Genomic DNA, 26963 nt, shown 5'->3' on the forward strand with positions numbered 1-26963 from the left:
CGTCGAGGGCTCATCCGGTCACCCGGAACAGGTCGCTGGTGTCCAGCCGCAGCGAGCCACGCTGCGGCGACAGCGCCCGGTCGGCCGCCGGCAGCGCCGCGACCGGCAACTGGTACGTCGTGCCGCCCGGCCAGGCCGGCCAGGCCCGCACCGCGGCCAGCGCGGCGGTCAGCTCGGCGTCGGCTGCGGCGACCTGGCCGATCGCGGTGAGCAGGGCGGTCTCGTGGGCGTCGGTCCAGCCGGTGGGCGGGCCGGTGAAGTCCGGCCCGAGGGTCCGGGCCACGGTCAGCACGGTGCGCAGCTCGGTGGCGGCGCGGGGCACGGTCCGCTGCTCGGGCGGCTCACCGGCGACCGGTGGTCCGAGGGCGACGAGGTGGTGGGCGCGCAACGCCTGCCAGCAGGCGAGCTGGGCCACCGCCCGCTCCGAGGTGAACAGGTCACCGACCCGGGCCCGGCGGGGTTTGCCGTCCGGGCCGGGCACGTCCGGCACCGTCACCGGGGCCGCGCCGGGCGGATCCCACGCGGTGCCGAGCAGGTCGTGCAGGCCCTGGCGGGCGAAGCGCCAGATGCTGTGCCGGACCCCCGGCTGGGTTCGCAGGCCCGTGGTGAAGCGGTGCACCCAGTGCCAGCCGCGCAGGTCGTTCAACTCGAAGACGTTCTCGATCGGCAGGCCCGCGCCGCCGGTGTGGTCGCTCAGCGTCGGCCGGGCCCGGCCGACCCGCAGTCCGGGGTAGATCAGGGCGCCGCCGTCGACCCCCCAGCCGGGCGTCGCGGACAGCCCGGCCAGCCCGCCCATGGCCTCGTACGCGTCGCGGTCGGTGGCGCGCAGCGCGGCCAGCCAGGCCCAGAGCTGGCCGGGTTCGGTGCGCCAGTCCGGCCGGGGCGGCAGGGTCACCGGCGTCGTGCGGGGCCCGTCCGCCGGCCAGCCGAACGGGCCGATCCGCAGCAGCCCCGCGTCGGTACCGTCCAGCACGTCGAACCAGCCGCCGGCGGAGCCGGGCCGGGTGTTCTCGGCGACCGCCCGCAGCACCTTGAAGGTGGACAGCCGGCGGCGGGCCGGGTCGGACACCGCGGGGTCGGCGCTGCCGGCGGCGACGGCCAGCGCGGCCAGCGACGGTCCGCCGGTTTCTCCCTCCCTGGGCGGGATCAGCTTCTCGGGGAGCAGTTCGACCGCCGGCTCCACCAGCGGGCCGGACCACTGCGGTGCGGCGGGCCGGCTGCTCCAGCCACCCAGCGGGATCAGCTCGGGGTGGTCGGCCGGCGCCGGCCCGGCGCCGGCCGGTCGGCCGGTCACCACCCGCGAGTAGAGCCGCTGGTCGGCCGGGTGGCCGGTGTCGGTGAACCAGACGTTGGGCATGGCGAGGTGCTGCGGGCTGCCGCCGGCGACCTGCCACGCCTCCACCACCACCGGGCAGCGCCACCGCTTGTCCAGCCAGTGCCGGACGGCGAGCTGGGTGGCCAGGTCGGCCACCCCGCTGACCGGTCCGAGATAGCGCTCGGCCTCCGGCACGTCGACCGGCACCAACCGGTCGGAGTACCGGGTGGCGGTCGCCTCGGCGGGCTCGTGGGCGACCCGGGCGGCCCGGGCGTACGTCTGGAACTCGCGCACCGCCCAGTAGGTCGTCGAGTCGAACTCGCCGGGGTTGCGCGCCGGGCGGAACCCCAAGGTGGCCAGGTCGCCCTGCAACCGGGTCACCCACCGGTCGGTGACCAGGGTGGCCGGCCGGTCCGCGCCGTCGTAGTGCGCCTTGCCCCCGGGGCGGGCGTCGTGGTCGTCGGGCCGCAGCACGTAGCCGTACGGCGGCTCGGCCAGCAGCGAGCAGCCGTACGACAGGTCGATGGTGTACTTGGTCAGCGCGGCGGCCCGGTTCTCCGAGGGCAGGTGCCACCAGAGGCGCTGGGTGGCCGACTTGCGCTCGCCCGCCGGCCAGTCGAAGGTGATCTCGCCGAGGTTGTTGTGCCCGACGATCTCCTTGCCGTTGCCCCACCTGCCGAGGTATCCGTCGAGGTTGCGGGCGGCGGCCAGGTACTGCGCCAGCGCCTGCTCGCGGGGCAGCCCGGTCGGGTCGAGGACGTCCTCCGGGGCGCCGTCGCGCCGGACCGTCGGGTCGGCCTCGTCGTGGTGGGCGAACTGCACCTGGATGCTCCACTCCGGCGGGCGGCTGAGCAGCTTCAGCCGGTCGTAGTCGCTGACCGCGGGCCGGCCGGAGACCCACCACTGGGAGACGGCGTCGGCGGCCACGCTGACCTGGACCCCGGCCTGGAAGCGCCGGCCCTGCTGCTGCTCGTCCTCGTTGGCCCAACCCACCAGGTCGATCCGGCCGAGGTTGTCCAGCAACGGCACGTACCCGACGTCGTGCAGCAGGCGGGTCAGGAACACCTCGTTGCGCAACGCGCTGGACACGAAGCCGGCGATCACCCCCTCGGTGCGGTTGACCCCCTGGAACGGGAGGGCCGGGTCGGGGCCGCAGGCGTACGGCAGCGTCGCGGAGTAGCGGATCCGCTCGGCCGAGCCGAAGTGGATGTCGCCGCCGAGCATGACGATCCGCCGACGCCGCACCCCGTCGGGGCCGGGCGGGGCGGCGGAGAGCAGCCGACCGAGGAACTTGTGGGTGGCCGCGTCGCTGGTGATCCAGGCGTCCTCGGCGTCGGCCTCGTACCGGCCGGCGAGGGCCTTCATGGCGGGCTGGGCCACCTGTTCGAGCAGCGGCATGCCGAACAGGGCGACCGGTTGCGCGAGTACGGTCACCGCCTCGTCGTCCAGCACCCCGCCGCCGCTGATCATCTCGTTGAGCGGGTGGTCGGCGAGCAGCAGCCCGCCGGGGCGCCCGGCGCCGGCCGGGAACTCCCGCCAGGTGCGGGTGTCCAGGGCGACGAGCTGGTAGCGCGGCCAGGTGACCGTGAAGTGGTAGGTGAGGGCGCCGGCCGGGCGGACCGGCCGCCCGTCGGCACCGACCGCGGTGGGCAGTCCGAGGCGGTCCCGCAGCCGCTGGTCGTCCGTCGCCCCCGGGGCGGCCAGCCAGCCGCTCAGCGCGGCCAGCATCTCCCAGCCCGGCTCGCCGGCCGCCCCCTGCTCGGCGAACCGGTCCGGCGTGTTGCCCCAGGCCTGGAAGACCGCGTACGCGGCCATCGCGTTGCGCACGACGCGCCGGCCCAGCTCGGAGGAGAGCACGGCGTCGGTGACGAACTCCCGGGTCATGTTCCAGTCGTCGGTGACCTCGTGGTCGTCGGCGACCATGTAGGTGGCCACGTTGGCCAGCAGTCGGCGCACGGCGACCAGCCCGCGCTGGAAGTTCTTCAGCCGCAGGGTCTGCTCCCGCCACCGCAGGTAGCGGTGGATGATCTTCTGCTGCTGGCTGCTGGCGTCGTAGGCGCGGCCGACCAGCAGCCGGTCGTAGACGGTGTCGCCGGGCCCACCGCCCTGCGGGTCGCGCAGGATCCGGGTGTCGGCCGGGAAGACGTGCTCGAACCTCGGGTACGTCGCCGGCCAGAGCTGGTCCGACCAGGCGAGCAGGTACATGCAGGCGTACTCGCGCAGCGACATCAGGTGGCTGTGGGCCTCGCCCGAGGTGAACTTCGCGTCCCGGGACAGGGTCACCGCCCGGTTGCCGGGGGTGAACAGCCGGTCGGCGGGCGGGTTGGCGGAGCCGTCGGGCAGCAGCTCCGGCGGCAGGCCCAGGGTGGCCCCGAGGCCGGGCAACTCCGGGACGGCCGGCAGCCCGTCGTGGGCGGGGACCGCGTCGTGCCCGTGCACCATGGCCAGCAGGACGTCGGCGACGTCGTCGGCGTAGATCTGGTCGCCGCCGAGCACCAGCTGGTGCGGGCGCAGCGTCGGGTCCGCGCCGGCCGCCGCGATGATCGGGTCCAGCACGGCCAGCGCGTCGTGGCCCTCGCCGTGCGGTTTGCGGCACGACCCGTGGAAGATCCGCAGCTTTCCGGGGTCCGCCGGGGGCGTCACGAAGCTGGGGTACTCGGGCGCTCCGCCCTTGGTCAGCGGGTCACCGGCGTAGCTGAGCAGCGATCGGGCGGCGGTCCTGTCGGCGGCCACCGCCCCCTCGGCCAGCAGGCTCGACCAGTTGCCGGTGGAGCCCGGGAAGGACAGGTCGTAGCCGTAGAGCCGGCCCTGTTGGAGCCCGCCGACGGCCTGGACGGTGGCCACGTACAGGTTGCCGCCGAGCCGGACCGCGGCCCGGCTGCCCGTCGCCACGGTGGCGCCCCGGGCGAAGTCCGGGCCGGGGCCCACCTCGAACACGGTGAGGGTGACGGCGCAGGCGGACCGGACGGCGACGAAGACCGCCACGCTGCCCGGATCGACCCGGCGCACGATCGGCCCACAGACAACGTGGGGTGGTCCGCCCGGAGCGTCCATCGTCGAGTTTCCTTTCGCGGTTCCACGAGCCGGATCCGGCCGGTGGGTCGGTGCGCCGCGGTGCGGGGCCGACGGGAGGTTCACCCGTCGCTGCCGACGGCCGCGACTCGCGGCACGGTGCACGCGCCACTGTCCGACCGCCGCTGCGGTAGCGGCGCACGGCAGTCTTTCCGGCCGGCGCGCCCGTCCACCAGAGACGGGTGTCCCGGTTGGCCGGGACACCCGTCGCTCGGCCGTACGGGCAGCCGGCCCCCGGCCCGTTCGGGCGGCGGCGCTGCGGTGCAGAATGGGCGGCTGCCGTGACCCGCCGTTCCGGCGACGTCCCGGCGACGTGCCGGCCCTGCCACCCCGCGCCGTCCGTCACCGGGTGACCACCCGGCCGATCCGGCCGGGGACCGTGGGTGGACCCGGCTGGCACGGGTTGCGCCAACTTGCGAGGCTTACCGTCGTGTATGACTACGACCTGTTAGTGCTGGGCTCCGGGCCCAGTGGTCAGAAGGCCGCGATCGCCGCCGCCAAGCTCGGCAGGCGGGTCGCCGTCGTGGACCGCCGCGACATGATCGGTGGGGTGTGCATCAACACCGGCACCGTCCCCTCCAAGACGCTACGCGAGGCCGTGCTCTACCTCAGCGGCATGAGCCAGCGGGACCTGTACGGCAGCAGCTACCGGGTCAAGGAGGAGATCACGGTCAGCGACCTGGCCGCCCGGACCCAACACGTGATCAGCCGGCAGACCGACGTCATCCGCAACCAGCTCGCCCGCAACCGGGTCGCGCTGATCACCGGTACCGGACGATTCGCCGACCCGCACTCGGTCTGGGTGAACGACGGCCCCGGGTACGAGTCCAGGGTCACCTTCGACAAGGCCATCATCGCCGCGGGCACCCGCCCGGCCCGCCCGGACAGCGTCGACTTCGACGACCGCACGATCGTGGACTCCGACGGCGTCATCAACCTCCAGGCCGTACCCCGCAGCATGGTCGTGGTCGGCGCCGGCGTGATCGGCATGGAGTACGCGTCGATGTTCGCCGCGCTCGGTACGAAGGTGACCGTGGTGGAGCGCCGCGACCGGATGCTCGAGTTCTGCGACGAGGAGGTGGTCGAGTCACTCAAGTACCACCTGCGCGACCTGTCCGTGACGTTCCGCTTCGGCGAGGAGGTCGCCGCGGTGGAGAAGCACCAGAGCGCGGCGCTGTGCGTCCTGAAGAGCGGCAAGAAGATCGTCGCGGACACGGTCATGTACTCGGCCGGCCGGCAGGGCCAGACCGACGACCTGGCCCTGGAGGCGGCCGGGTTGGCGGCCGACCGGCGCGGCCGGATCGCGGTCGACGCGAACTACCGCACCACGGTGGACCACATCTACGCGGTCGGTGACGTGATCGGCTTCCCCGCGCTGGCGTCCACGTCGATGGAGCAGGGCCGACTGGCCGCGCAACACGCCTGCGGCGAGCCGGCCCGCGAACTGCACGAGTTGCAGCCGATCGGCATCTACACCATTCCCGAGATCAGCTTCGTCGGGAAGACCGAGGAGCAGCTGACCGACAGCTCGACGCCGTTCGAGGTCGGCATCGCGCGCTACCGCGAGCTGGCCCGCGGCCAGATCGTCGGTGACTCGTACGGCCTGCTGAAACTGCTCGTCTCGCCGGACGACGGCCGCCTGCTGGGCGTGCACGTGTTCGGGACCGGCGCCACCGAGATCGTCCATATCGGACAGGCGGTCATGGGCTGCGGCGGCACGGTCGACTACCTGGTCGACACCGTCTTCAACTACCCGACGCTGGCGGAGGCGTACAAGGTGGCCGCCCTGGACGCGTCCAACAAGATCCGCAACATCACCAGGATCGACGGCTAGGCCGCGTCTTTGAACGTTGATCGGGTAATCCGTCGGTTCTGGGGCAGGGTCTTTGCGTAGTCGATTGGGGTGTGTCTGACCTGGGTGTACGCCTGGGTGGAGGGTGACGCGAGGCAGGGCCATTGCATGATCGTGGGTGCGGTCCCCGGTCGGCGGGGGGATGGTGGCCCGTGCGGAACTGTGGGCGGCGGTCGATGGCGTGGGGGTGGTGCCTATGGAGCTGAGTCGTTCACGTCATCACCGTCGGTCGGGCCGCCACCGTCGCGGTTACCCACCGCCCCGTCGGGTTGCTGGCGGTCGTGGCCTGCGGTCGTGGCCTGCGGTCGTGGCCTGCGGTCGTGGCCTGCGGTCGTGGCCTGCGGTCGCCGATCGCGGCGGGCGTGGCCGATGTCGTATTCGACTCAGCTCCAAAGGCGCCGGGAAGGCGCACCTGCTGCGCAGCGACACCCACGCCAGGAACCCCCGGACTCCCTGACCGAAGCGCCCCCGCCCGGAATTCGCCGTCGCCGTGGGTGCTGAGGACCTGTCGGGCAGGCTGTCTCCCCACGCATGAGGCTGTGGGGGTGGTGGCCGACGGGGAGAAGGATCCGGTAAAGCGCTGCGGCGGGCGACCGTGGCGCTGTCGAAGGAGACCGAGGACCTGGCCGGCCGTTCTCCTGCTGGTCGCCTGCCAAGCTGCGCGACTACCTCGTCGAGGTCGGCCACGTCACGGCGATCAGCATCGAGACGATCCGGCGTGTCCCGCACGAACGTGGGATGTGGCAGGCCACCAAGACGTGGAAGGCCAGCCGCCTGGCGCACCGCCAACCAGCCTGGTGCGCCGCCGACCAGGCCGAACTGACCACCGGATTCGCCACCGAACCCAAGATCCGGCACCCGGACTACCCGTTCAAGGCTGCATGACGGGGCACTAGCGAAAGGCGCCCGGCCATGCCTCGGACGCCCCGCACAGGATTCACCATATGAAGGTCGACGCATTGTTCGACGTCGAACGTTGACACCCCGAAGCTCCTGTGGCAGGTTGACAAATGGCACGGGGGCGCCCACCCGCTGGAACCGTATTCCGGCGTTTCGCCGTTTCGCCGTTTCGGGGGGCGCGGCACTCCTGGCCTCGTCCTACCCGTAGCACGGATTATTGCCGGATCGCCGTCAGCTTCACCGACGATCCGAGCGCCGAGCGGAAGGGGGCCAAAATGCGTTACCTCCACTGACACGTCGCGCTGCCGCGGCCATCCGGCGCGTCCGGACGGCCGCGGCGCCACGTGCCCGCGAAACAGCCCACCACCCCCGGAAGGGACGTCTCCTGTGGCGGACGAGGCCACTGCTGCGGTGCGTGACCCGATCTATGATCCACTGGCCCCCTCCGTGATCGCGGACCCATACCCGTTCTATCGGAAACTCCGGGAAACGAATACGGTCCACTGGCACGAGTTCCTGGATTCCTGGGTCGTCACGGGGTATGCGGAGTGCCGACAGGTGCTCGGCGACACCACGAACTTCGGCTCCGACTTCCGGCGGATCGACGTCGAAATCCCGGACACCCAGTTGAGTGTGCAGTCACTCGATCCGCCCGAGCACGGCGCCATTCGACACCTGCTCGTTTCGGCATTGCACGAGCAGCCGCTGAGCACCGTGCGACAGCAGTTCGCGGCGATCGCCGCGCAGCACCTCGCCGAACTGTCCGGGCAGCCCGGCACCGTCGACCTGGTGAGCCGGTTCGCGCGCCCGGTCGCACTACGGACCATCACCGCCTTCCTGGGCGTGCCGCCGCCCGACGGCGCCGGGTTCGAGCAGTGGTCCAACGCGATCGTGCGGAGCATGGACGCCGGCATCGAGCCGGCCCGGGCGGAACCGGGCAACCAGGCGCGGGCGGAGCTGAGCCGGCTCGTCACGCACTGGCTGGCCGAGGCCGACGAGCGGGGCTTCGTCGGGGCGGCCCGGCGGGCCGCGCGGGCGCAGGACGTGCCGGCGGCGGTGCTGGCCAACTCGCTGCGCGCGGTGCTGCACGCCGGCTACGAGTCGGTCAGCCGACTCCTGGGCGGGGTGCTCGCCCGGCTCGTCCGGCATCCGGAGCTGTTGGCCGGCCCGGCCACCCGGGACGCCGACGAGGCCCTGGTCGACGAGCTGATCCGGTTGGACGGCCCGGTGCAGGCCGACGCGCGGGTGTGCGTACGCGACCAGCCGGTCGGCGCCCAGTTGGTGCGGCGGGGCGACGTGCTGGTGCTGTTCATCGCGGCGGCGAACCGCGACCCGGCGGTCTTCCCCGACCCCGACGCGGTACGCCTGACCCGGCGCAGGGGCCTGCACCTGGCCTTCGGGCGGGGCGCGCACGCCTGCCTCGGCGCCGGGCTGGCGACCCTCCAGCTACGCGAGGTGCTGGGGGCGCTGCGCGCGGGCGGGCTGCGGCTCGCGCCGGCCGGCCCGGCGGCGTACGAGCCCACGGCGACCCTGCGCGGGCTGGCCGAGCTTCCCGTGTCGGTGCGCCAACCGCACCGGACTGACTGACCGTGCCCGACAACGACCGGAGGCGTCGTGCGTAGCGTGAGGGTGTTCCACAGACTGGCCGGGCTGGTCGGCGCGTTGTTGCTGGCCGGCGTCGCCCTGCCCCCGGGCGGCGCCGCCCGGGCCGCGCCGGGGTCGCTGGCCGACCGGCTGGCCGCGACCGTCACCGGCGCCGGGGTCCACCGTCACCTGGCGGCGCTCCAGCACATCGCCGACGCCAGCGGCGGCGACCGCGGCTACAACCGCGTCGGGTTCACCCGCTCGGCCCGGTACGTCAGCACCCTGCTGCGGGCCGCCGGATACCAGGTCGTGGAGCAGACCGTCCCCTACACCGACTTCGACATCAGCACCGAGCGGCTACGGGTCGACGGGGCCGGCGGCGGGGACGTACCGGTGCTGATGACCCGGTTCGCCCCGTCGACGCCGGCCGAGGGCATCGCGGCGCCCGTGGCGGCACCGATCGACGGGCGCACCGGCTGCGACCCGGCCGACTACGCCGGCGTCGACGCCGCCGGAGCGGTCGTGGTGCTCGCGCGGGCCGCCTGCGGCTACACCCGTCAGCAGCAGGTCGCCGCCGCCCTGGGGGCACGGGGGGTGCTGTTGTACTACGTCACCCCGTCCCCGGAGAACAGCTACCGGTTCCACGCCTTCGCCCCGGAGGCGTTCACGGTTCCGACCGCCTCGGTCTCCCAGCACGACGGTGAGGCGCTGGCGCGCGCCGCGCGCGGTGACGGCGCCCGCGTGCACCTGACGCTGCGGGCCCAGGCCGTCGCCCGGACCACGGTGAACGTGCTCGCCGAGACCGCCGGCGGCGACCCGGACAACGTCGTGCTGCTCGGCGCCCACCTCGACAGCGTCCCGGAGGCGCCCGGCATCAACGACAACGGGGCGATGGCCGCCACGGTGCTGCAGGTGGCCCTGGCGCTGGCCAACCGTCAGCACGCGGTGACCAACAAGGTGCGGTTCGCCTGGTGGGGCGCGGAGGAAATGATCAACGTCGGCTCCGGGCACTACGTGGCCGCCCTCTCCGGCGACGAGCGGCGGCGCGTCGCGGCCGTGCTCAACGGGGAGCTGATCGCCTCGCCCAACTACGGTCGCTTCGTCTGGGACCCGGGGACCGGCGGCGGACACGTGCTCGCCGACCTGTTCGCCGGCTACTTCGACCGTCGGGGGCTGCCCTACGAGCGGACCGGCCCGGAGTCCGTCGGATCCGACCACCTGGCGTTCGAGGCCGTGGGTATCCCGACCGGCGGGATCGACGGCGGCAACCTCGGGGTCAAGACGCCGGCCCAGCAGGCCCGCTTCGGGGGCCTGGCCGGGCAGATGTTCGACCACTGTTACCACCAGCGCTGCGACCGGCTCGGCACCCTCAACCGGGAGGCCCTGGACACCAACGTTCCCGCCGTGGCGTGGGTGCTCGGGCGGCTGGCCGACGACGTCCGGGACGTCCGGGCGGCGACCGTCGCGCCACGCACTGCCCGGTAACGGGGCGCTCGCCCGCGTCGCGCACCCGGCGTGAGCCCTCCCGGCCGGCGCGGAGTTCGCGGGTCCTGCCGGGCGTCGCTCAGCTCGGCGGGACCACGCCGGCCCGCGTCGCGAACCGGGCGACCAGCGCCGCCCGGGAGGTGACCCCGGTCTTGCGGAACACCCGGGTCAGGTGCGACTCGACGGTCTTGACGGTCACGAACAAGCGGTCCGCGACCTCCGCGTTGCCCGCACCGGACGAGATCAGCGTGACGATCTCCCACTCGCGCCGGGTCAGCCCGAGCCGTAGGTGCGGTTCGTTGTCGGCGAGCCGGCCGGCCAGGCCACCGATCCGCCGTTGCGCGTCGACGGCGGAGCGCAGCAGTGGCTGCGAACCGGTCGTCTCGGCGATCCGGCGTACCTCGGCGAGCTGCGCCTCGGCCGGCTTCCACGCCCGCCCGTCGCCGAGCGCCCGGGCCAGCACCAGCCGGGCCGCCGCCTCGGCCGGCCGCCAGCCGAGCCCGGCGAAGGCGTCGACCGCCGCGCCGGCCAGCCGGGCCGCGGCGCCGGTGCCGTCCTGCGGATCGGCGGCTCCCGCCGTCCACGTCAGCCGCTGGTCCCACTCGGGCAGGGTAGCCGGCTCCCCGACCGGCGGGTCGGGCACCGTCCGGCCGGCTGCCGAGCCGTCCGGCTCCGGCTCCGGTGTCCACACCCGACCGGCCAGCAGGTGGCGGGCCTGGGCCAGCCGGACGTACGCCAACTGTCCGGCCAGGCCCTGTTCCGCAGCGAGCCGGGCGGCCTTCGCGAGCCAGCGGGCCGCGACGTCCGGCCGGCCGTCGGCGGCGACGACGTCGGCGAGCAGGCTCGCCCAGTACGGTCTCGCGCCCGCCCCGACCTGCCCGAGATCGGGGCCACCGTAGGCCTTGACCAGCGACGCCTCCAGCGAACTCAGGTCCCCGGACTCGTAGCGCAGGCGCAACGCGAGGCGCCGGGCGATCCGGCTGAACAGGTCGCCGGCAGGTTCCCGGGCCAGCCGCCGGGCACCCTCCGCGACCGCACGGGCGGCCTGTGGCCCGTCGCGCCGCGCGACGGCGACCGCCCGGAGGCTCTCCGCGAGCAGGACCAGCGACGGCATGCCGAGTTCGGCGCCGCCGCGTGCCGCCTCGACCGCCGCCGCCTCCGCCTGGTCGAACCTGCCCTGCCGGGTGAGCAGATGGCAGCGGCCGGCGAGCAGGTACGGCACGATCGGCGCGTTTCCCGCCTGGGCGGCGATCCGCAGCGCCCGGTCGAAGTGGCGGGCCGCGTCCCGGTCCCGTTCCAGCAACAGTTCCGTCCAGGCGAACAGCCCGAGCAGGTTGAGCTGGGCGGCGAGCGAATTGTCCGGCAGCGCGTCCAGTCGCACCGCGATCTCACCCAGCCCGGGCAGCACCGCCGGAATCCCGCCCGCGTACGCGGCGCCGAACGCCTCGGTAACGCGTACCGCGAGGGTCAGCTGCGGATCCGGCGCGGCACGGTCGACGAGCGCCCGGACCCGCTCGGAGCGCAGCCGTACGTCGGGCGCGGCGCGCAGCACCCCACAGACGAGCGCCTCCACCGCCAGCGGCACGGCGACCTCGGCCGCGGCACCGGCAGTCATCCGGGACAGCTCCAGGTCGGCCAGCGCCGACGCCTCGTCGGGGTGGCCGAGGACGCGGTCCAGTTCGACGCGGGTGAGCGCCAGTCGAGCCCGGTACCCGTCGCCGGCCGGGTGCACCGCCAGCCGCTGCAACAGGCGGCGGCCTTCGGCGAGCCGGCCGTCCAGGATGCAGGCACGCGCGAGTGCCAGGTCGACGTCCAGGCGCAGCGGATCGCTCTCCGGAATCAGCCGGCTGGCCGCGACGAGCCAGCTCATCGCCCGCACCGGGGCGGTCGCCACGATCGGCTGTGCCGCGCGCAGCAGCACCCGCACCGCCGAGGTGTCGCCGGGCTGGGCACTGCGGGCGACATGCCCGGCGTAGACCCCGGGCGGGTGCTGGCGGCGGATCAACTCGTCGGCGACGGCCGCGTGCAGCCGGCGCCGCCGGCCCGGTGGGACGGCCTGGTAGACGGCCGCGCGCACCGCGGGATGCCGGAACCGCATCCGTACGTCGTCGACCGGCTCGCTGCGGAGCAGGTCCCGCTGCACCAGCCGGTCCAGCACGTCGGCGCAGCGCGACGGCTCGATGCCCGCGACGCTGGCGGCGAGCGTCTCGTCGAACTCCGCGCCGGCCACGGCGGCGACGTCGACGACCGCACGTTCCTCGGCGGTCAGGTGCGCCAGTTCCGCGACGTAGGGCACCGCCGGGCCGGTCGGTGCGGTCTCGGCCGGGTACCCGTCGTCGGCCGGGCGCAGCGACGTACGCAGGGCCAGCGCGTAGCCCGGAACGCCCTGGCTCTGCTCGTGCAGCCGCTCCGCGGCCGGCCCGGCGTCGAGGCCGGTCAACGCCTGGATCTCGGCGACCGACAGCGGGCCCAGTTCCAGGCGCTCGTGCCCGACGGCGACGCTGTCGAGGCAGATGGCGAGCTGGGGAGTGCACTGTCGGGGCCGGTAGGCCAGCACCATGACGGTGGCCGGCGGCGGATCGCGCAGCAACCGACCGAGCAGGGCGAGCGACTGCGGGTCGGCCCAGTGGGTGTCGTCGAACAGGAACGCGCGTGGCCCGCCGTCGGGGTCGAGCCGGTCGAGACCCGCCAGCACCAGCCGGTGGAGGTGGTCCGGCTCTTCCGCCGCGGCGTCGCTCGGGGCCCCCTGCGCTACCCCGACCCGGCGCAGGATCGGACGGAACAGTCCGTACGGCTGGGCCCGCTGCGTCTCGGCTCCGGTGCAGGCGATCGCGGTCACGCCGTCGGCCCGGGCCCGCCCGTTGAGGTGCGTGAGCAGGCGGGTCTTGCCGCTTCCCGGCTCGCCGGCGAACTCCAGCAGGCTGCTGGCCCCTCGCCGGGCCCCGGCGAGGGCGTCGGTCCAGCCCCGAACCTGGATGTCGCGGCCGAGCAGCGTCAGCGGGGAGTCGGTCGGCGCGGATCGCGCGACGAGCGCCTGCATCGACACACCTCCCGCGCGTCGGCCGCCGGGCACCGCCTCATCGATCGGCTGCCGGGCATCCGCCGGACGGCCATCGGGGGTCGGACGGCCGGGCGCAGTCAGGGTACCCCAGGGTTTTCCCCACTGTCGGCTGAGTCTCCAGTCAGCACACTGCTTCTCGACAAGATCTACTTCCGTGAAAGGAGTGCCATGTCGGAGAAGGCAGCCACCCTGGCCGATCTCGAGGACCTGAACCTGGCTGATCTCGAGATGTCCGACCTGGAGGTGCACGCCGTGCGCGACGCGGTTGCCCTGCCGGAGACCGGCGCCTCGGCGAGCACCTCGGTTGTCTGGCAGTGGCTGGGCTACTCGTCGTGCGCCGCCGAGGTCGTCCTCCAGTAGTCGTACCGGGCCAGCACCGACCGGCGGGGTCGGCGGCGCCGGGTACCACCGACGCAGCCGGTCCCCGCCGGCACACCGCGCCTGGCCGCAACCGGCGCGTCCCGTGCCGGCCGCCGAGCGTCCCGCCGGGAAGGGAACCGTGACAATCACCAGTCAGCGCCGCGGCGCCCCGTCGCGACCGGCCCCGTCCGGCCAGGTCGCGGATGAGGTGCAGATCGCGCCGTACGTGCTGGTCCGCCTGGCCGCGGTCGAGCAGCCGGCGACCGGGCCGGCCGACCGGCGCCTACGCCGCCTCCAGGACCGGCTCGTCGACCGGCTGGTCGAGTGCCGCGCCCTCGCCCCCGGCCTGACCGACGAGTTGTACCGGATCGGCGGGCAGTCCCCGGCGGCGTACCGTCGCTCGGTCCTGCTGCCGCTGCGCCGGGACGTCCACAACGGGCGGTCCCCCGGCGCCGACGTCCTCGCCCGGCTCGACGACCTGCCCGACCGGTTGCCGGCGCTGGGCCGCTGGCTGGCCGGCCGCGCCGAGATCGACCGGTTGACCGACGCCGTCCACGCGGGATCGGATCCGGCGCTGGCGGCGCAGCGGGCGGCGCTCGCCGCGCTCTGCGGCACCGAGCCGATCGGCCGCGCGGTGGCGCTGACCAGTCCGGAACTGCTGGCGGCGGTACGCCGGACCGCCGAGCACGGTGGCGCACCGGATGCCCGCAGCCGCAAGTCCGAGCCGACCGTGCTGCGGTACGCGTTGCGCGCGACCACCAGGACCAGCCCGCTGTCCTGGTTCACCATCGTGGGCTGGGGACGCTGGCCGGCCGACCCGCCGGCATCCCCGACCGACGATCTGACACCCGCCGCCGGGGCGGCCGGCCCGGCTGGGTCGGAGCCGGTGCCGGGGCTGGACCTGTCGGCGGCGGGAGCGCCGGTGGCGGTGACCCGCCCTCCGGCCGGCCTGATCGCCAGCCTCTTCCTTGCCGGGAACACCCACCCCGAGCGGGCGTGGCGCACCCCGCACCGGCTGGCGCCGGGCACCCGGCTGCACGACGGGCACGTCGTGTTCTACCGCGAGCATCCGGCCACCGGCGTCGACGGCACGCCGGTGATCCGGGAGGAGCGGGTGCGGATACCGCTGCGGCCCGCCCTGGCCGCCATCGTCCGGGTACTGCGCGCGGCCCCCGACGGCTACCCGCCGCAGCGGCTCGTCGCGGCGCTCACCCGGCGCTCCGACCAGCCCACCGCCGACGGGCCGCCCGCGCCGGAACCCGACCGGGCCCCGGCGGCCGATCAGCTCGCCCGACGCCTGATCGCCCAGCTCTGCGCCGAGCGGCTGCTGATCCCGGCGCCGCCGACCACCGAACACGATCCGGGGGCGTTGGCCGCGGTCGCCGACTGGCTCGGTGACACCGGCACACCCGCCGTCGCCGACCGGGTACGGCAGCTCGACCGGGACATCCGGTCGTTGGCGGACGTGGCCGCCGCCCCGCGCGGCCCGCTGCTGCGGCGGATCAGCGCCGGCTGGCAGGAGGCGCTGCACGGCCTGGACGCCGCCGCACCGCCCCAGGCGCCGGCCACCGAGGACGTCGTGCTGCCCGGCCCGGTCCGGCTGACCCGGCAGCCGGCGGACCGCGCCGACCTGACCGCGCTGACCGGCCTGGCGCTGCTCTTCGACGCCGACCAGGTGCTGCGCCGGCTGCTGCGGCACCGGTTCGTCGAACGGTACGGCCCCGGCGGGCGCTGCGCGGACCTCGGCGAGTTCTTCGCCGACGTCGGTGCCGGCCTGGGCGGGCTGCCGACGGTGGCCGCCGACGGGGCCCTGGCCGGTGCTCCGGTCGCCCTGGTCCCCGAGCTGGCCGGGCTGGCCCGGCTCCGGCAGGAGGTGACCCGGGCGGTCCGGGCCGGCGACGACGGTACGGAGACCGTCGTCCCCGCCGGGCTGGCCGCCGACGCGTTCGCCGCGCTGCCCGGCTGGTTGCGCGCCAGGCCCGTCTCGTACGCCTTCTTCGGGCAGCCCGATCCCGACGGGGCGCTGCACCTGAACCACATCTACGGCGGCTGGGGCCGGTTCACCAGCCGGTTCCTCGACCTGTTCGCCGACGCCGGGATGCGTACGGCGGTCGCCGCGCAGCTCCGCCGGATGCTGCCCGGCCGGGTGGCCCAGTTCCGGCCGGTGCACGGCTTCAACGCCAACCTGCACCCGCTGCTGGTCGGTGCGGAGATCAGCGACGACCCCCGGCTGGGCGGGCTCGACGTCGCCGCGGTCGAGCTGGTCCACGATCCGGCAGGCGACCAGGTCCGGCTGCTCGACCCGGCCACCGGTGAGCTGCTCGACGTGCTGTACCTCGGTTTCCTCGCACCGCCGGCGCTACCGGCCCGGGTGGCCGCGCTGCTCGGGGACCTCGGCACCGGTGAGGTCGACCTCGGCCACCTGGCCGCGACCAGGACGGTGTCGGGCCCGGGCGGCGAGGCGACGATCCGCAACCGGCTGCGCTGCGGCCGGATCGTCGTCGCCCGCCGGAGCTGGCGGTTCGACGCCGGAGCCGAGGAGCGGTTCCGGGCCGGCCACCCGCCGGGCACCGGCCCCGCCCCGGGCGACCCGGTCGTCGCCGCCGCCGAGCTGCGGGCCGCCTGGGGCCTGCCGGATCAGGTGTTCCTGAACCAGGGCGCCCAACGGCCCGGCGGCCGGGAGCCGCGGCCCGGCCAGCCACCGCAGGACGTCCCCGGACCGGAGACCCGGACGGTGGCCGATCTCCGCCAGGCGATGACCCGGCCCAAGCCCCAGTTCGCCGACCTGGCCAGCCCGCTGCACCTGCGCTGCCTGCCCCGGTGGCTCGGCCGGATCACCGGCCCGCTGGTGGTGGAGGAGGCGCTGCCCCGCCCGGCCGGCCACGACCGTCCGCACCGGGTCGCCGAGCTGGTCGTCGAGACGTACCTCCCGGCGGTCTCCGGAGCCGGTCCCGGCCCGGTCGATCCGCGCCCCGGTCGGGACGATCCGGCCGGATCCCCCACCGCACCGACGAACCGAGTCGAGTCACACCATGGCTGAGCCGAACCCCCCGACAGTGCCGGACGCCGCCCTGGCCCCGGCGCCGAGCACCGATGTCACGTGCTACTACCACGAGGACGTCAAGGCCCCGCTGCTGCGCACCGCGATCCTGCCGGTCGCCGACCGGCTGCGCGACGCCGGGCTCACCGTCCACCTGGAACGGCACTGGCTGCACGGCCCACACGTACGGCTGAGCCTGCGCGGGGCGGAGGCGCTGCGGGTCGCGTCCGCCGCCGAGGCCGCCGAGCGGCTGCGCGGGCATCTGGTGAGCGCGCCCTCCCGGGCCGGCCTGGACGTGGCGCAGTTGCTGCGCCGCTCCGAGGCGGCCGGCCGGGCCGAGCTGGTCCCACCGCCCTACGACCCGATCCAGCCGGACAACACGGTGCTGGTGACCGAGGGCGACCGGACCTCGCTCGCCGCGTTGCTCGGTTCGCCCGGCGCGGTCGGCTGCCGCGCCGACATCCTCGCCGAGGGGCTGCGCCCGGTCCGGGTGTCCCTCGACGAACTGGCCCGGGTCGGCGACGCCCCGGCCGCCCGGGTGGGGGTCGTGGTCACCGCGATGGCCGCGCACGCCGACACCTGGCCGGGCCGGCTGCTCTCGGGGTACCACACCTTCCTGTCCCACCTGGAGGACTTCCTCTTCGGCGAGCGGGACACCGTGCTGCGCCCGCGCTTCGCCGCCTTCGCGAGCCGGGCCGGTGACCGGTACCTGCGCCTGGTCCGCCAGGCGGCCACCCCGGACCCCGACGATCCGGTGGCGGCGGCGTGGCGGGCCTGGAGCGCGGCGTCGTGGCGGATCGCCGAGCGGGCGTACGACGCCGGCGCGCTCAGCGGGCAGCTCTCCACCGAGTTCCGGCGCCGGTCCACCTCGTTCGACGAGGCCACCGCGATCCGGTGGGACCTCGAACAACGCGGGGCCAGCGCGTACCACCGGGCGCTGGAGGCGTCGGGCTTCCAGCGGATCGCGGCGACCCGGGAGTTCCAGGTGTACCGGTTCTGCACGAACATGCTCTACCAGTTGCTGGCGCTGTGTGACGTCGCGCCGCTGGAGCGGTATCTCGGGGCCCATCTGCTCGCCGAGGCGACCCAGCAGATCCACGGCGTGGCGTGGCAGGACGCGCTCGTGGCCCGCGACGGGTGACGCCGGTGGGCGGCACGGGGGTGGTGACCCTGCGGCCGGGCAGCATCGTCCGGCCGGTCGAGGGCGGGCTGTTCGTGGGCGGCTGGCGGTCCAGCGCACTGGTCACCGCACCGCCGGTCGCCGGTGAGCTGTGGCGGCGGCTGGAGCCGCTGGTGCGCGAGGGCATCGATCCGGAGACCGCGATCGCCGGCAGGTCCGCCCGGACCGCCGCGGCGGTGCGCTGGCTGTTCGGTCTGCTCGCCGAACACGACCTGCTGGTCGACGCCCGGCTGCCGTTGGACGGGCACCCGCTGGCCGCGTACCTGGCCGGGGTGGCCGGGGACCCGGCCGGCGCGCTGGCGGCGGTGCGACAGGCCACCGTGGCGGTCACCGGCGGCCCCGGCCAGGTGCCCGCGGTACGCGCGGCGCTCCGCGCGTCCGGCGTGGCGGTCGCCGGCGACGCCGGTCCCGACGCCGACCTGACGGTACTGATCCGCACCGGGACCGGGGACGATCCGCCGAACGGCGGCGGCGAAATGCTGGCGGTGACCGTCCGGCCGGACGGCGCCCTGATCGGCCCGCCGGGACGGCCCACCCCCACCGGCCCCGGCGCACCGGCGGACCGCGTACCGGCACCGGTGGGACCGGCGCACCGGCTGCTGCCGTACCTGGTGGTGCACGAGGTGGTGCGGGCCCTCGGCGGGCTCGCCGACGACACGGCGCTGCTGCTGCGGGGCGGCACCGTCCGCCGGGTCGGGACGCCGGCGGCCGACGGCGACGGCGGCGTCGACCGGCCCGAACGGCCGGACCCGGGCGACGTCTCGGTGCTGGTCCGGGGGGACGACGGCCCGCTGGTCGAGGCGGTCCGGGCCGCCGCCCCGATCCGGTCCACCGGTACGCCACACCGCCGGCCGGGACGGGTCGTGGTCGTCGGCGCGGCACCGGACTGGCCGGTGGCCCGGCACCTCGCCGAGCAGCGCACCGCCCACGCGACCGGGGCGGCGTACCTTCCGGTGCGGGCGCGCGGGACGTCGATCGAGATCGGCCCGCTGAGCCGACCCGACACCGCCGACGACGCCTGCCTCCAGTGCGCCGACGTCCGGCGCCGGGCCACCCTCGACACGGGCGACCAGCGCGGCAGCGCGGTCGCCGCCGCGCTGGTCGCGGACGGCCGGCCGCTGCCGCTGCCGCCGTACTGGCAGCGACTCGTCGCAGCGCTGGCCGCCGGGCAGCTCACCGGCGGCGTCGATCCGCGAACCGTCGGCGTGCTGGCGGTACGGGACGGCTCGGTCACCCGCCACCTGGTCCGGCCGGTGCCGGACTGCCCGGCCTGCGCGGCGCTGCCGCCCGACTCGGCCGCCGCCGCCCGGGTCGTCCTGCACCCGCGCCCGCTGCCGGCACCGGACCGGCTGCGCCGGGGCGCACCGGACCTCGGCGTCCTGCGCGCCGAGCTGGTCGACCTGCGGTACGGGCCGGTCACCGCGGTCCACTCCGAGCGGGAGGGTCCGGTGGCGCTCGCGGCGGCCGAACTGCCGGTGCCGGGCCGCTCCGGTCGGCTCGGCGGCTACGGCCGCGCAGCCGACCACCCGACCGCGCAGGTGCTGGCGCTGCTGGAGGCGGTGGAACGGGAGGCCGGCCGGTACCCGCAGGGCCGCCGGACCACGGTGCTGGGCAGCTACCGGGAACTGGCCGCCGACGCCGTCGACCCGGCGCGGCTGGGCCTGCCGGAGCCGGACGCCGTGCGGCACCCGGCCTACCCGCTGGACCCGTACACCCCGCAGACGGTGACCTCCTGGGTGTGGGCCCACGACCTGAGCGGTGACCGGCAGGTCCTGGTGCCCGAGCACGCCGCGTACTACGGGGTGCGCCGACCCGGGGCGGGCCGCTTCCTGTTCGAGAGTTCGAGCGGCTGCGCGGTCGGGAGCTGCCTGGAGGAGGCGGTCCTGCACGCCTGCCTGGAGACGATCGAGCGGGACGCCTTCCTGCTCACGTGGTACACCGCAACGCCGCCGACCGCCCTGACCATGCCGCCGGACCTCGATCCGGTCACCCGGCACCTCGCCGACCGGATCGCGGCCGAGGGGTACACCCTGCACCTGTTCGACATCACCAGCGACGTCGGCGTACCGGTGATCTGGGCGCTGCTGACCGCGGACCGGGCCGACGCCACCGCCCGGGGCGCGACCTTCTCGGCGGCCGGGGCACACCCCGATCCGCGCCGGGCCGTCGCGGCGGCGGTCCTGGAGGCCGGCGTGAACATGGCGGTCGCGCCCAGGATGCCCCGCCCGCCCCGGGACCGGCTGCTCGCCATGCTCGACGACCCGGACCAGGTGCGGGACCTGGCGGACCACGCGGCCCTGCACCTGCTCGCCGAGACCCTGCCCCGCTTCGACTTCGCGACCCGGCCGGCGGACCCGCGACCGTTCGACGCGCACTTCGCGGGCCGGCGGGATCGCTGGCGCCATCCGGACCTGACCGAGGTGCTGCGCCGGCTCGTCGACGCCATGGCCGCCGCCGGGATGCCGCCGCTGGTGGTGCGGCAGACCGGCGCGGCGGAACGCCGGCTGGGGCTGACCGCCGTGAAGGTGCTCGCCCCCGGCGCCCTGCCGATGACCTTCGGGCACCTCAACCGGCGGGTGGACCTGCCCCGGTTGCGGCGGCGCTCCGGCACCGGTCCCGGTCGCCCGACACTGCCCCACCCGTTCCCGTAGCCGCCCGCCCGGTACCCACCCCGTCCCGGAACGCATCCGTTCCGGTACGCATCCCGTACGGTCAGAGGAGCACCCACGATGAGTCGCTGGTCCGCGCTGCACGCCTACCTGCACGGCGGCTCCGAACACACCGAGACGGTGCTGCGGGAGTACGTCGTGCCGACCACCGGCGACCTGCTCGACCGGGGCGAGATCTCCTCCTGGTTCTTCGTCCGCTACTGGGAAGGCGGCCCGCACCTGCGCTGGCGGGTCGCCGACGCCTCCCCCACGACGGTACGGCGGCTACGTGACGGGCTCGCCGAGGCGGTGGCCGCGCTGCCACCACCGGCCCGGGAACTGCGGCCGGCCGACTGGTACGCCGGGTTCGGGACGGCGGGTACGGCCGACACCGCTGGCAGGACCGGCACGGCCGGCGGGCCGGACCTCGGCTGGCACCCGCACGGCACCGTGCTCGACCAGCCGTACCACCCGGAGGTCGACCGGTACGGCGGACCGGAAGCCATCGGGGCGGCCGAGGAGTTGTTCGCCGCGTCCAGCCGGGTCGCCGCCACGCTGCTCGACGCGGCGCCCGCCCGGCGTCGCTCGACCACGGTGGACCTGCTCTTCGGCTTCCTCGCCGCCAGCGGCCTCACCGCGCCCGAGGCGGTGCGCTTCCTGCGCGGCTACGCCAACGGGTGGTCCCTGGTGCCGGAGGCACACGGCCAGGACCTCGGCCTGGCCCTGATCGCGGCGGAACGCGACTTCCACGCCAACCCGGCCGCGTACGCCGGGCGGCGCCGGCTGATCGACGACATCGTCACCGGCCGACGCGGCGCCACCACCTCGGTCAACTTCTGGGCCGATGCGGTCACCGGGTACGCCGCGACGCTGCGGGCGCTCCAGGGGCGGGGCCGGTTGCGCGGCACGGTCGCCGGCATCCTCGCGTCGCAGCTACACATGTTGCACAACCGCCTCGGGCTGGGCATCCCGGCCGAATGCCACCTGGCCTGGCTGGCGTCGTTCGCCTACGCCAAGCCGGCCGCGCACGCCGAGCCGGCCGCGCCGCAGGGATTCCACGCCGACACGCTCGACGCGGCGGACCGGCGCTACCACGAGCGGTCGAAGTTCGTCCGGGCCCGGTGGCCGGAGCAGCACCCCCGACCGGTCGAGCCGGTCCGGCCCGACCCGGGCGCGTCGGTCGGGGCGGCGACGCTGGCCTTGCCCGAGCCGACCCCGGGTGGGCTCGGCGACGCCTCGCTGGCCGAGGTGCTGCTCGCCCGGCGGACCCGCTACGACTTCGGCCCGGGCGAGCTGGACGCGGCGGAGCTGGGCCGGTTGCTGCGCTACGCGGCCGGCGAAACCGCGCCGGAGCGGGGCGGCACGGCAGCGGACGAGGAGGACGCGCCGGTGGGCGGTGCTGCGCGGCTGCTGGCGTACCCGAGCCCGGGTGGCCTGGTGACCACCCGGCTGATGGTGCTGCCCCGCCGGGTCACGGGCGTGCCGGCCGCGCTCTACCGGTACCTGCCGGAGCGACACGGCCTCCAGCGGGTGGCGGCCGATCCGGGCACCGCGCGGCTGGCCCGGATCGCTCCCCAGTTCGCCGCGCCCGGCACGCCACCTGGAATCGGCGACACCGGTGGGATCGGCGAGCCCGGCGGGCCGGCCGGAACCGGCGGAACGGGCGGGCTCGACGTCGAGGCGGTGGCGCTCTGGCTGTTCGTGGTGGCCGACCTGGACCGGGTACGGGCCCGGTACGGACTGCGCGGCTACCGCTTCGCCGCCGTCGAGACCGGCCACCTCGCACAGAACCTGCTGCTCGCCGCGACTGCTGCCGGGCTCTCCGCCGCGCCGGTCGGCGGCTTCTACGACGACGAGCTGAACCACCTGCTGCTGCTCGACGGCCTCACCTCGACCGCCTTCTACGCCATCGCCCTGGGGCGTCCAGCGTGCACACCCGTTGCTGACCTCGTCGTCCCGAACTGGCGGCGAGCGCGTCGGATCGGGTGTCGCCCGTAGGCGTAGGCTCGGGTCGCTTCGTGGGCGACAGATGTACCCAGAGACATAGATGACGTATGACACCCCGACCCTTACCAGCCCGCCACCTTCCAGGCGGGCACGGTCACCAAGCGGGTTTCGGTGGCGACGAGGATCCATCACCGACCAGGAGAGTGGCGGTCCACTTCGAGCTGGTGTCGGTAGGTGCGACCGCACGTCGAGCGCCCAGGCTGGTCAGCGAACTGCGCGGAACCATTGGGGCGCGACTTAGGTACGCGTGCGGGTGACAGACGCGACCACGGCGACCAGACTTTTCCGCATGCGCACACGAGTCATGATCGTTCTCGCAGCGGTCGGTTTGAGCGGGCTGATGATGACCAGCGGTTGCTCCTATGTAGAGGACATCTGCGGCGACGGTGAGTACCCGGTCATCGCGGTCGGTGGACAGGGCGGCAGCGCCTGCGTCCCTGATGGCCAGGAGCCGACCGCCCCGTATGTCCGCTACCCGCAAGGCAAGGTCCCGAAGCACGTCGATGATGAGTGGGACATCTACTGGCGCAGCCACGGCATCGACGATCGGGGCAACATCATCGAGACCTGAGGACGGCTTGACCCGCTACAGCCCGGCGAAGATGGGCGTGGAACGTTACCGCTTCCGCAGAACGCAGATCACCACAACATCGAGGAGGTCGACCCGGCGGGAGCACGCTACCGCCGCACCGACCACGACGATGCTGCCTTCGTCGGGCGCGTCTCGGAACTCATCGCATGACTCAACGGATCACGTGGAGAGCCCGGTGCGGGGCCGGGCCAGCACGCCGGGTTCGGCGGGCGGGGACGAAATACCGGCAGCCCAAAGGCTGCAGGGCGTCTCGTTAGTTGCTGTCACCGTTGCTGCCGACAGCCACCTCTCGCCGCGACCGGCGCGCGCGTCGGGTATTGAAGCGCGGTGAGCAACTGACTGTGCAAGTTGGCGTTGGAGTACAGGCCGCCGCCTTGATCGCCCGCATGTCCTCCGGTTCGATCGGTGAAACGGCCGCCCGCTTCCTCGACAAGCAGAATCCATGGTGCGTGATCCCAGATGTGGTACCGCTCGACCAAGAAGGCATCGATCTCGCCACGAACAAAGCTCGACGAGCGGGAGGGGGCTTGCCGGTACGCGGGCCACACTCGATGGGAGACGGGCTCTGGACGCGTCGTCCAGAGCATCGAGCCGAGCATCTGCCAACGTCGAAGTGGTGCTAACTCCAAGGCAGTTGCTGCTGCGTCATCCCAGCGGCGTCCCGCCAGCTGGCGACACGCAGCCCAATGTAGTCAGCCATGGCTCCTCCTGCACGAGGTCGACGACGTCCGGCGTAGAGTCTGCACAACGGACGGTACGTGCGGTCACGCTTCGCGGCCAGCCCAACACCGCACGCATGCCGCCAGGTCAGACCATCCAGCCGCCAGCCCTCCGGTTGCACCGACCTCTCGCTTGTAAGTCCTGGGCGCCTCGTCCGGCGGCGTCTACCCACGTCTGCCACCTCGGGCGTTCGTCCGTATGCCGCTGTCGCCGGTTCTCCGGTCGTGTCAAGGCTCGCCGTAGGCGACCGCGAAGCGGCTTGGTCTTGGCGCGGCCGGGGCTTCTCGCGTAGCCCTCGTGGTGCTTGACCGAGGAGATCCCCCGTCCGCCGCCGATCTCCGAGGGAAGGCCGGGGCTCGGGGCGGAGCCCCGAAGGTCTAACCGCCCGCTAGGCTCCTCGCCTCAACGTCAGAGTGCGGGAGTGTACGTGATCAAGCTGTTCAGGACCAAGAATTCCACGTGCCGCTGTCGGCCCCAATGGCCGGCTCTGGTGACGGAGATGAACGGCCATGTCATGCCGTGCCAACCATCCGAGCACGGCAGTCCGATGACCAGGCTATTGGAGCTGTCAGCCCGGTGCGCCGAATGCGCCGCGACCTACCCGGGCAACTTCATCATCGAACCAGGCACGCCGCCTCCGTTCGAATGGGCGCACGAGCCTGAGAACACCGTGTGCTCCTGTGAGCCACGGTGGCCGAAGCTGATGGTCATGCTGCGTGGCCAGTGGTACCTCGGCTACCCAGGGACCGACGGTCAGCTGGTAGTTGACGGCGCAGCGGAAGGGGCATTCTGCGATAGCTGCGGGGCCCGCTTCCTCGGGGACATGGTGGTCGACCTCAATGACAGGTCACACGTCGAAGATCCTGACGAGACATAGCAGGTGTGGCCGGCCGGCCCGGCCGATGCCGGCCGGAGGTCGCCAGCAGGCCGGGGCCGGGCCGGCGCGGCGCCGCCGCTTGATGCGTCGCATGTGAGCGCGTAGAAAGCCGGTGGTTCGGCAACGGGCGATCGGGCTACGGTTCGCGGATGAGCATCCTGCCCGGCGCGACGAGGCAGTCGTTCGTGGGTCGCGATCTTCGGCATCGCACCCTCGATAGGCACTCCTTCAAGTTTTGTGATTTCCGTGGCGCCGACCTCCGGGGTGCGTCTCTCCGGGGTGCCAGCTTTGCTGGCTGCGATCTGCGGGATGCCGACCTGCGCGACGCGGATCTGTCCTACGCGCGGTTCAGCTACGTTAGGACTCACGATCCGGAGTACGGACGCACGGACGCTACCGGGGCCCGGTGGGACGGGGCCAACCTTCGAGGCGTCACCGCCGAGCGCGTCATTGGGTGGCCGGACGGCCTCTCAGACTCACGCACTACTTCGGGTTGACGTGTCGGCACCCAGTGCTACTCGGCCCTCGTTGGGCATGCCAGCGTACCCTTTCTGCCGAATCGCTGGACTCGACTCCAGAGACCTCGGTGTGAACTCTCGGCGAGGCGGTCGGATCGGGTGTCGTCCGAGGTCATTCGGCCTGCTGAGGGTCGTCCCGGTCGGGTTCGGTCGGGTGGGTTGCTGTACTCCATAGCTGTACTTCCTTGGCTGCACGGAGCACGTCACGGGCGGCGGTGGCCAGCGGGCAGTTTGCTGTCCGGCAGATCGGGCAGCGGCCGTCGGGGCCGGGTTGATGGTCGCGGAGGACCCAGCGGGCGGTGAGGATAAGCCGGTTGCGGATCTGGGCCAGGGAGAGGAACGGCGCGGTCATCCTCAACCCACCCCGAGGGTGGCGGCGAGGTGGATGAGCGTCGTTGGGGTGGCGGGGTCGCGGGCGACCTGGGCGAGCACGTCCCGGCCTGCCGGTCGGTGGCGGATCTCGGCCGGCGCAACGTGGTCGGCTTCCATCAGGGCCCGGCCGGCGCTGATCGGATCGTCGGTCTGGAGGTACGCGCGGGCGGCGTCGATCAGGTGGGCGGCGCGGTGTTCGGCGGGTAGCCACCGCCAGCCGTCCCGCGTGGTTGCCTTCTCGTGCCAGGCTACGGCGGCCCCTCCGTCGCCCAACTCCACCGCTGCGGCGACCCGGGCCAGCTCCACCGCCGTCGGCCCGAACCCGGTGCGGTGGTGGTCATGCCCGTCGCCGACTCGGGCGGCCAGGGCGGCGGCCTCGTCGAGCAGCTCGGCCACCGCCGCGTCGTCGCCGTGACGGGCGGCGGCCAAGGCTGCCTGGAGAAGCAGGGTTCCGCACAGGGACAACTCCGGGGGTAGGCCGAACTCGATCACCGGTGGGGCGATCCGGTAGGCGGCGGCCAGCATCGCCGACTTCGCCACCCGCACCTGCCCAGACGCGCGGAGCACCTGACCGAGCTGCACCGCTGCGGCGGCCACCACCACTCGGTCGCCCGTGGCAGCGATCATCGCCCGGTCGACAGCAAGCCACGCCAGGTCCGGGGCACCCAGCTTGACCATCAGCGACGCGGTGATCCGGTACGCCTCCACCAGTGGCGCCCGACCCGCCACCGGGTCAGTGTCGTGGACGCGCTCGACGTCGGCCAGCAACTCCGGCAGCAGGTCGACCACGCGTGTATAGCGGGCATGTTGAAAGGTCGTCCAGGCGTGCGCGACCTGGCGGGCCATCTGGACGGCCGGCAGCACCGGCCGGCTGCCTGCGGGTCGGCCGAGGGGAATCTCGTACGTCGACAGCGCCGCCCGGATCCGCTCCACGCCCTCGGTCCGCTCGGGCACGCCCGCGGGTCGTATGTCCCTGCCGAGTAGTACCGCGGTGTCGATGCGCAGGACAGCGGCGATGTTCTGGAGGGTGGAAAGCTTGTCGAGGGACCGGACGCCGCGCTCGACCTTGTCGACCCAGCTCTTGGACTTGCCGAGCCGGTCGGCGAACACCTGCTGCGACAGTTTCCGCCGACCACGCCAGTACGCCACCCGACGACCGACCGGCAGTCGGTCACCGTCCACGATTTCCCCGCCGGTCCGGCACCGCCCGCGTAGTTTCCTCCACCGGTACCCGGTCCGCCTCGGCTTGGGCGAGAAGCCGTTGTTTCGCCGCCTCATGCTCCGCCGCTTGGATCTGCTCGCCCCGGCTCTGCGTCGGCTCGCGCTGCACACCGTCCATCTGCGTCCTCCTGTGGAAGGGCGCGGCAGCGGTGCTCTTGG

The 26963-nt window shown here is 74.1% G+C and carries 18 protein-coding genes; 12 read left to right on the plus strand and 6 right to left on the minus strand.

Annotated features, from left to right (window positions below):
• Window positions 1–10: 10 nt before the first annotated feature.
• Window positions 11–4369 (minus strand): peptidoglycan-binding domain-containing protein, encoded by a 4359-nt coding sequence (locus tag C5N14_RS21185; protein ID WP_128763618.1) that lies wholly within the window; start codon window positions 4367–4369, stop codon window positions 11–13.
• A gap of 448 nt (window positions 4370–4817) precedes the next feature.
• Here C5N14_RS21185 and sthA point away from each other — a divergent pair, with 448 nt between their 5' ends.
• The 4 genes from sthA to C5N14_RS21205 all read left to right on the plus strand — a co-directional run bounded on the left by sthA (window position 4818) and on the right by C5N14_RS21205 (window position 10208).
• Window positions 4818–6221 (plus strand): Si-specific NAD(P)(+) transhydrogenase, encoded by a 1404-nt coding sequence (gene sthA / locus C5N14_RS21190; protein ID WP_117669864.1) that lies wholly within the window; start codon window positions 4818–4820, stop codon window positions 6219–6221.
• A gap of 756 nt (window positions 6222–6977) precedes the next feature.
• Window positions 6978–7124 carry a hypothetical protein gene (locus C5N14_RS33320; protein WP_243639876.1) on the plus strand — a complete coding sequence of 49 codons (147 nt, stop codon included), beginning with the start codon at window positions 6978–6980 and terminating at the stop codon, window positions 7122–7124.
• A gap of 573 nt (window positions 7125–7697) precedes the next feature.
• A complete protein-coding gene (locus tag C5N14_RS21200) occupies window positions 7698–8726 on the plus strand; it encodes a cytochrome P450 (RefSeq protein WP_207892810.1) in 1029 nt (342 codons plus the stop codon).
• Between the two features lie 42 nt (window positions 8727–8768).
• Complete coding sequence (locus C5N14_RS21205) at window positions 8769–10208, plus strand: M28 family peptidase (RefSeq protein ID WP_207892811.1); 1440 nt, start codon at window positions 8769–8771, stop codon at window positions 10206–10208.
• A 79-nt stretch (window positions 10209–10287) separates the two neighbouring features.
• Here the strand turns inward: C5N14_RS21205 and C5N14_RS21210 are convergent, their stop codons facing one another.
• Window positions 10288–13248 carry a LuxR family transcriptional regulator gene (locus tag C5N14_RS21210; protein WP_128763619.1) on the minus strand — a complete coding sequence of 987 codons (2961 nt, stop codon included), beginning with the start codon at window positions 13246–13248 and terminating at the stop codon, window positions 10288–10290.
• 189 nt (window positions 13249–13437) lie between these two features.
• Between C5N14_RS21210 and C5N14_RS31790 the strand changes: the two genes are divergently transcribed.
• From C5N14_RS31790 to C5N14_RS21235, 6 genes are all read left to right on the plus strand, one after another.
• A complete protein-coding gene (locus tag C5N14_RS31790; protein WP_128763620.1) occupies window positions 13438–13629 on the plus strand; it encodes a thiazolylpeptide-type bacteriocin in 192 nt (63 codons plus the stop codon).
• 139 nt (window positions 13630–13768) lie between these two features.
• The gene (locus C5N14_RS21215; RefSeq protein WP_128763621.1) at window positions 13769–16669 is read left to right on the plus strand and encodes a lantibiotic dehydratase; all 2901 of its coding nucleotides are present in this window, start codon (window positions 13769–13771) and stop codon (window positions 16667–16669) included.
• A complete protein-coding gene (locus C5N14_RS21220) occupies window positions 16662–17810 on the plus strand; it encodes a lantibiotic dehydratase C-terminal domain-containing protein (RefSeq protein WP_117669869.1) in 1149 nt (382 codons plus the stop codon). The genes C5N14_RS21215 and C5N14_RS21220 overlap by 8 nt, the downstream gene beginning before the upstream one ends.
• A gap of 5 nt (window positions 17811–17815) precedes the next feature.
• Window positions 17816–20500, plus strand: coding sequence for a TOMM precursor leader peptide-binding protein (locus tag C5N14_RS21225; protein WP_128763622.1), 2685 nt, complete (start codon window positions 17816–17818; stop codon window positions 20498–20500).
• Window positions 20501–20578: 78 nt separating this feature from the next.
• Window positions 20579–22495 (plus strand): thiopeptide-type bacteriocin biosynthesis protein, encoded by a 1917-nt coding sequence (locus tag C5N14_RS21230; RefSeq protein ID WP_117669871.1) that lies wholly within the window; start codon window positions 20579–20581, stop codon window positions 22493–22495.
• A 298-nt stretch (window positions 22496–22793) separates the two neighbouring features.
• Complete coding sequence (locus tag C5N14_RS21235; protein ID WP_117670014.1) at window positions 22794–23075, plus strand: SCO0607 family lipoprotein; 282 nt, start codon at window positions 22794–22796, stop codon at window positions 23073–23075.
• A gap of 284 nt (window positions 23076–23359) precedes the next feature.
• Here the strand turns inward: C5N14_RS21235 and C5N14_RS34240 are convergent, their stop codons facing one another.
• Complete coding sequence (locus C5N14_RS34240; RefSeq protein WP_117669872.1) at window positions 23360–23695, minus strand: inositol monophosphatase family protein; 336 nt, start codon at window positions 23693–23695, stop codon at window positions 23360–23362.
• A 548-nt stretch (window positions 23696–24243) separates the two neighbouring features.
• Between C5N14_RS34240 and C5N14_RS21245 the strand changes: the two genes are divergently transcribed.
• On the plus strand, window positions 24244–24693 hold the full coding sequence (locus tag C5N14_RS21245; protein WP_128763623.1) for a hypothetical protein: 450 nt from the start codon (window positions 24244–24246) through the stop codon (window positions 24691–24693).
• Window positions 24694–24842: 149 nt separating this feature from the next.
• Entirely contained in the window at window positions 24843–25190 is a 348-nt protein-coding gene (locus C5N14_RS34245; protein WP_117669874.1) for a pentapeptide repeat-containing protein, read from the plus strand.
• Between the two features lie 133 nt (window positions 25191–25323).
• Here C5N14_RS34245 and C5N14_RS21255 read toward each other — a convergent pair whose 3' ends face one another.
• Genes C5N14_RS21255 through C5N14_RS33325 form a run of 3 tightly spaced genes read right to left on the minus strand, consistent with a single transcriptional unit; the run spans window position 25324 to window position 26922 of the window.
• Entirely contained in the window at window positions 25324–25563 is a 240-nt protein-coding gene (locus C5N14_RS21255; protein WP_117669875.1) for a hypothetical protein, read from the minus strand.
• A gap of 2 nt (window positions 25564–25565) precedes the next feature.
• Window positions 25566–26765 (minus strand): helix-turn-helix domain-containing protein, encoded by a 1200-nt coding sequence (locus C5N14_RS21260; RefSeq protein WP_243639878.1) that lies wholly within the window; start codon window positions 26763–26765, stop codon window positions 25566–25568.
• Window positions 26755–26922 carry a hypothetical protein gene (locus C5N14_RS33325; protein WP_243639879.1) on the minus strand — a complete coding sequence of 56 codons (168 nt, stop codon included), beginning with the start codon at window positions 26920–26922 and terminating at the stop codon, window positions 26755–26757. Before C5N14_RS33325 ends, C5N14_RS21260 begins: the two co-directional genes overlap by 11 nt.
• Window positions 26923–26963: the final 41 nt, after the last annotated feature.

Source organism: Micromonospora sp. MW-13, from assembly GCF_003434305.1.
Lineage (GTDB): Bacteria > Actinomycetota > Actinomycetes > Mycobacteriales > Micromonosporaceae > Micromonospora.

What these genes read in the sequence shown, in the direction of transcription:
- C5N14_RS21230 (WP_117669871.1), top strand. Translation starts at nt 20,579, where the DNA reads ATGAGTCGCTGGTCCGCGCTGCACGCCTACCTGCACGGCGGCTCCGAA.
- C5N14_RS34245 (WP_117669874.1), top strand. Translation starts at nt 24,843, where the DNA reads ATGAGCATCCTGCCCGGCGCGACGAGGCAGTCGTTCGTGGGTCGCGAT.
- C5N14_RS21185 (WP_128763618.1), bottom strand. Translation starts at nt 4,369, where the DNA reads ATGGACGCTCCGGGCGGACCACCCCACGTTGTCTGTGGGCCGATCGTG.
- C5N14_RS34240 (WP_117669872.1), bottom strand. Translation starts at nt 23,695, where the DNA reads ATGCTCGGCTCGATGCTCTGGACGACGCGTCCAGAGCCCGTCTCCCAT.
- C5N14_RS33320 (WP_243639876.1), top strand. Translation starts at nt 6,978, where the DNA reads ATGTGGCAGGCCACCAAGACGTGGAAGGCCAGCCGCCTGGCGCACCGC.
- C5N14_RS21220 (WP_117669869.1), top strand. Translation starts at nt 16,662, where the DNA reads ATGGCTGAGCCGAACCCCCCGACAGTGCCGGACGCCGCCCTGGCCCCG.
- C5N14_RS31790 (WP_128763620.1), top strand. Translation starts at nt 13,438, where the DNA reads ATGTCGGAGAAGGCAGCCACCCTGGCCGATCTCGAGGACCTGAACCTG.
- C5N14_RS21255 (WP_117669875.1), bottom strand. Translation starts at nt 25,563, where the DNA reads ATGACCGCGCCGTTCCTCTCCCTGGCCCAGATCCGCAACCGGCTTATC.
- C5N14_RS33325 (WP_243639879.1), bottom strand. Translation starts at nt 26,922, where the DNA reads ATGGACGGTGTGCAGCGCGAGCCGACGCAGAGCCGGGGCGAGCAGATC.
- C5N14_RS21210 (WP_128763619.1), bottom strand. Translation starts at nt 13,248, where the DNA reads ATGCAGGCGCTCGTCGCGCGATCCGCGCCGACCGACTCCCCGCTGACG.
- C5N14_RS21235 (WP_117670014.1), top strand. Translation starts at nt 22,794, where the DNA reads ATGCGCACACGAGTCATGATCGTTCTCGCAGCGGTCGGTTTGAGCGGG.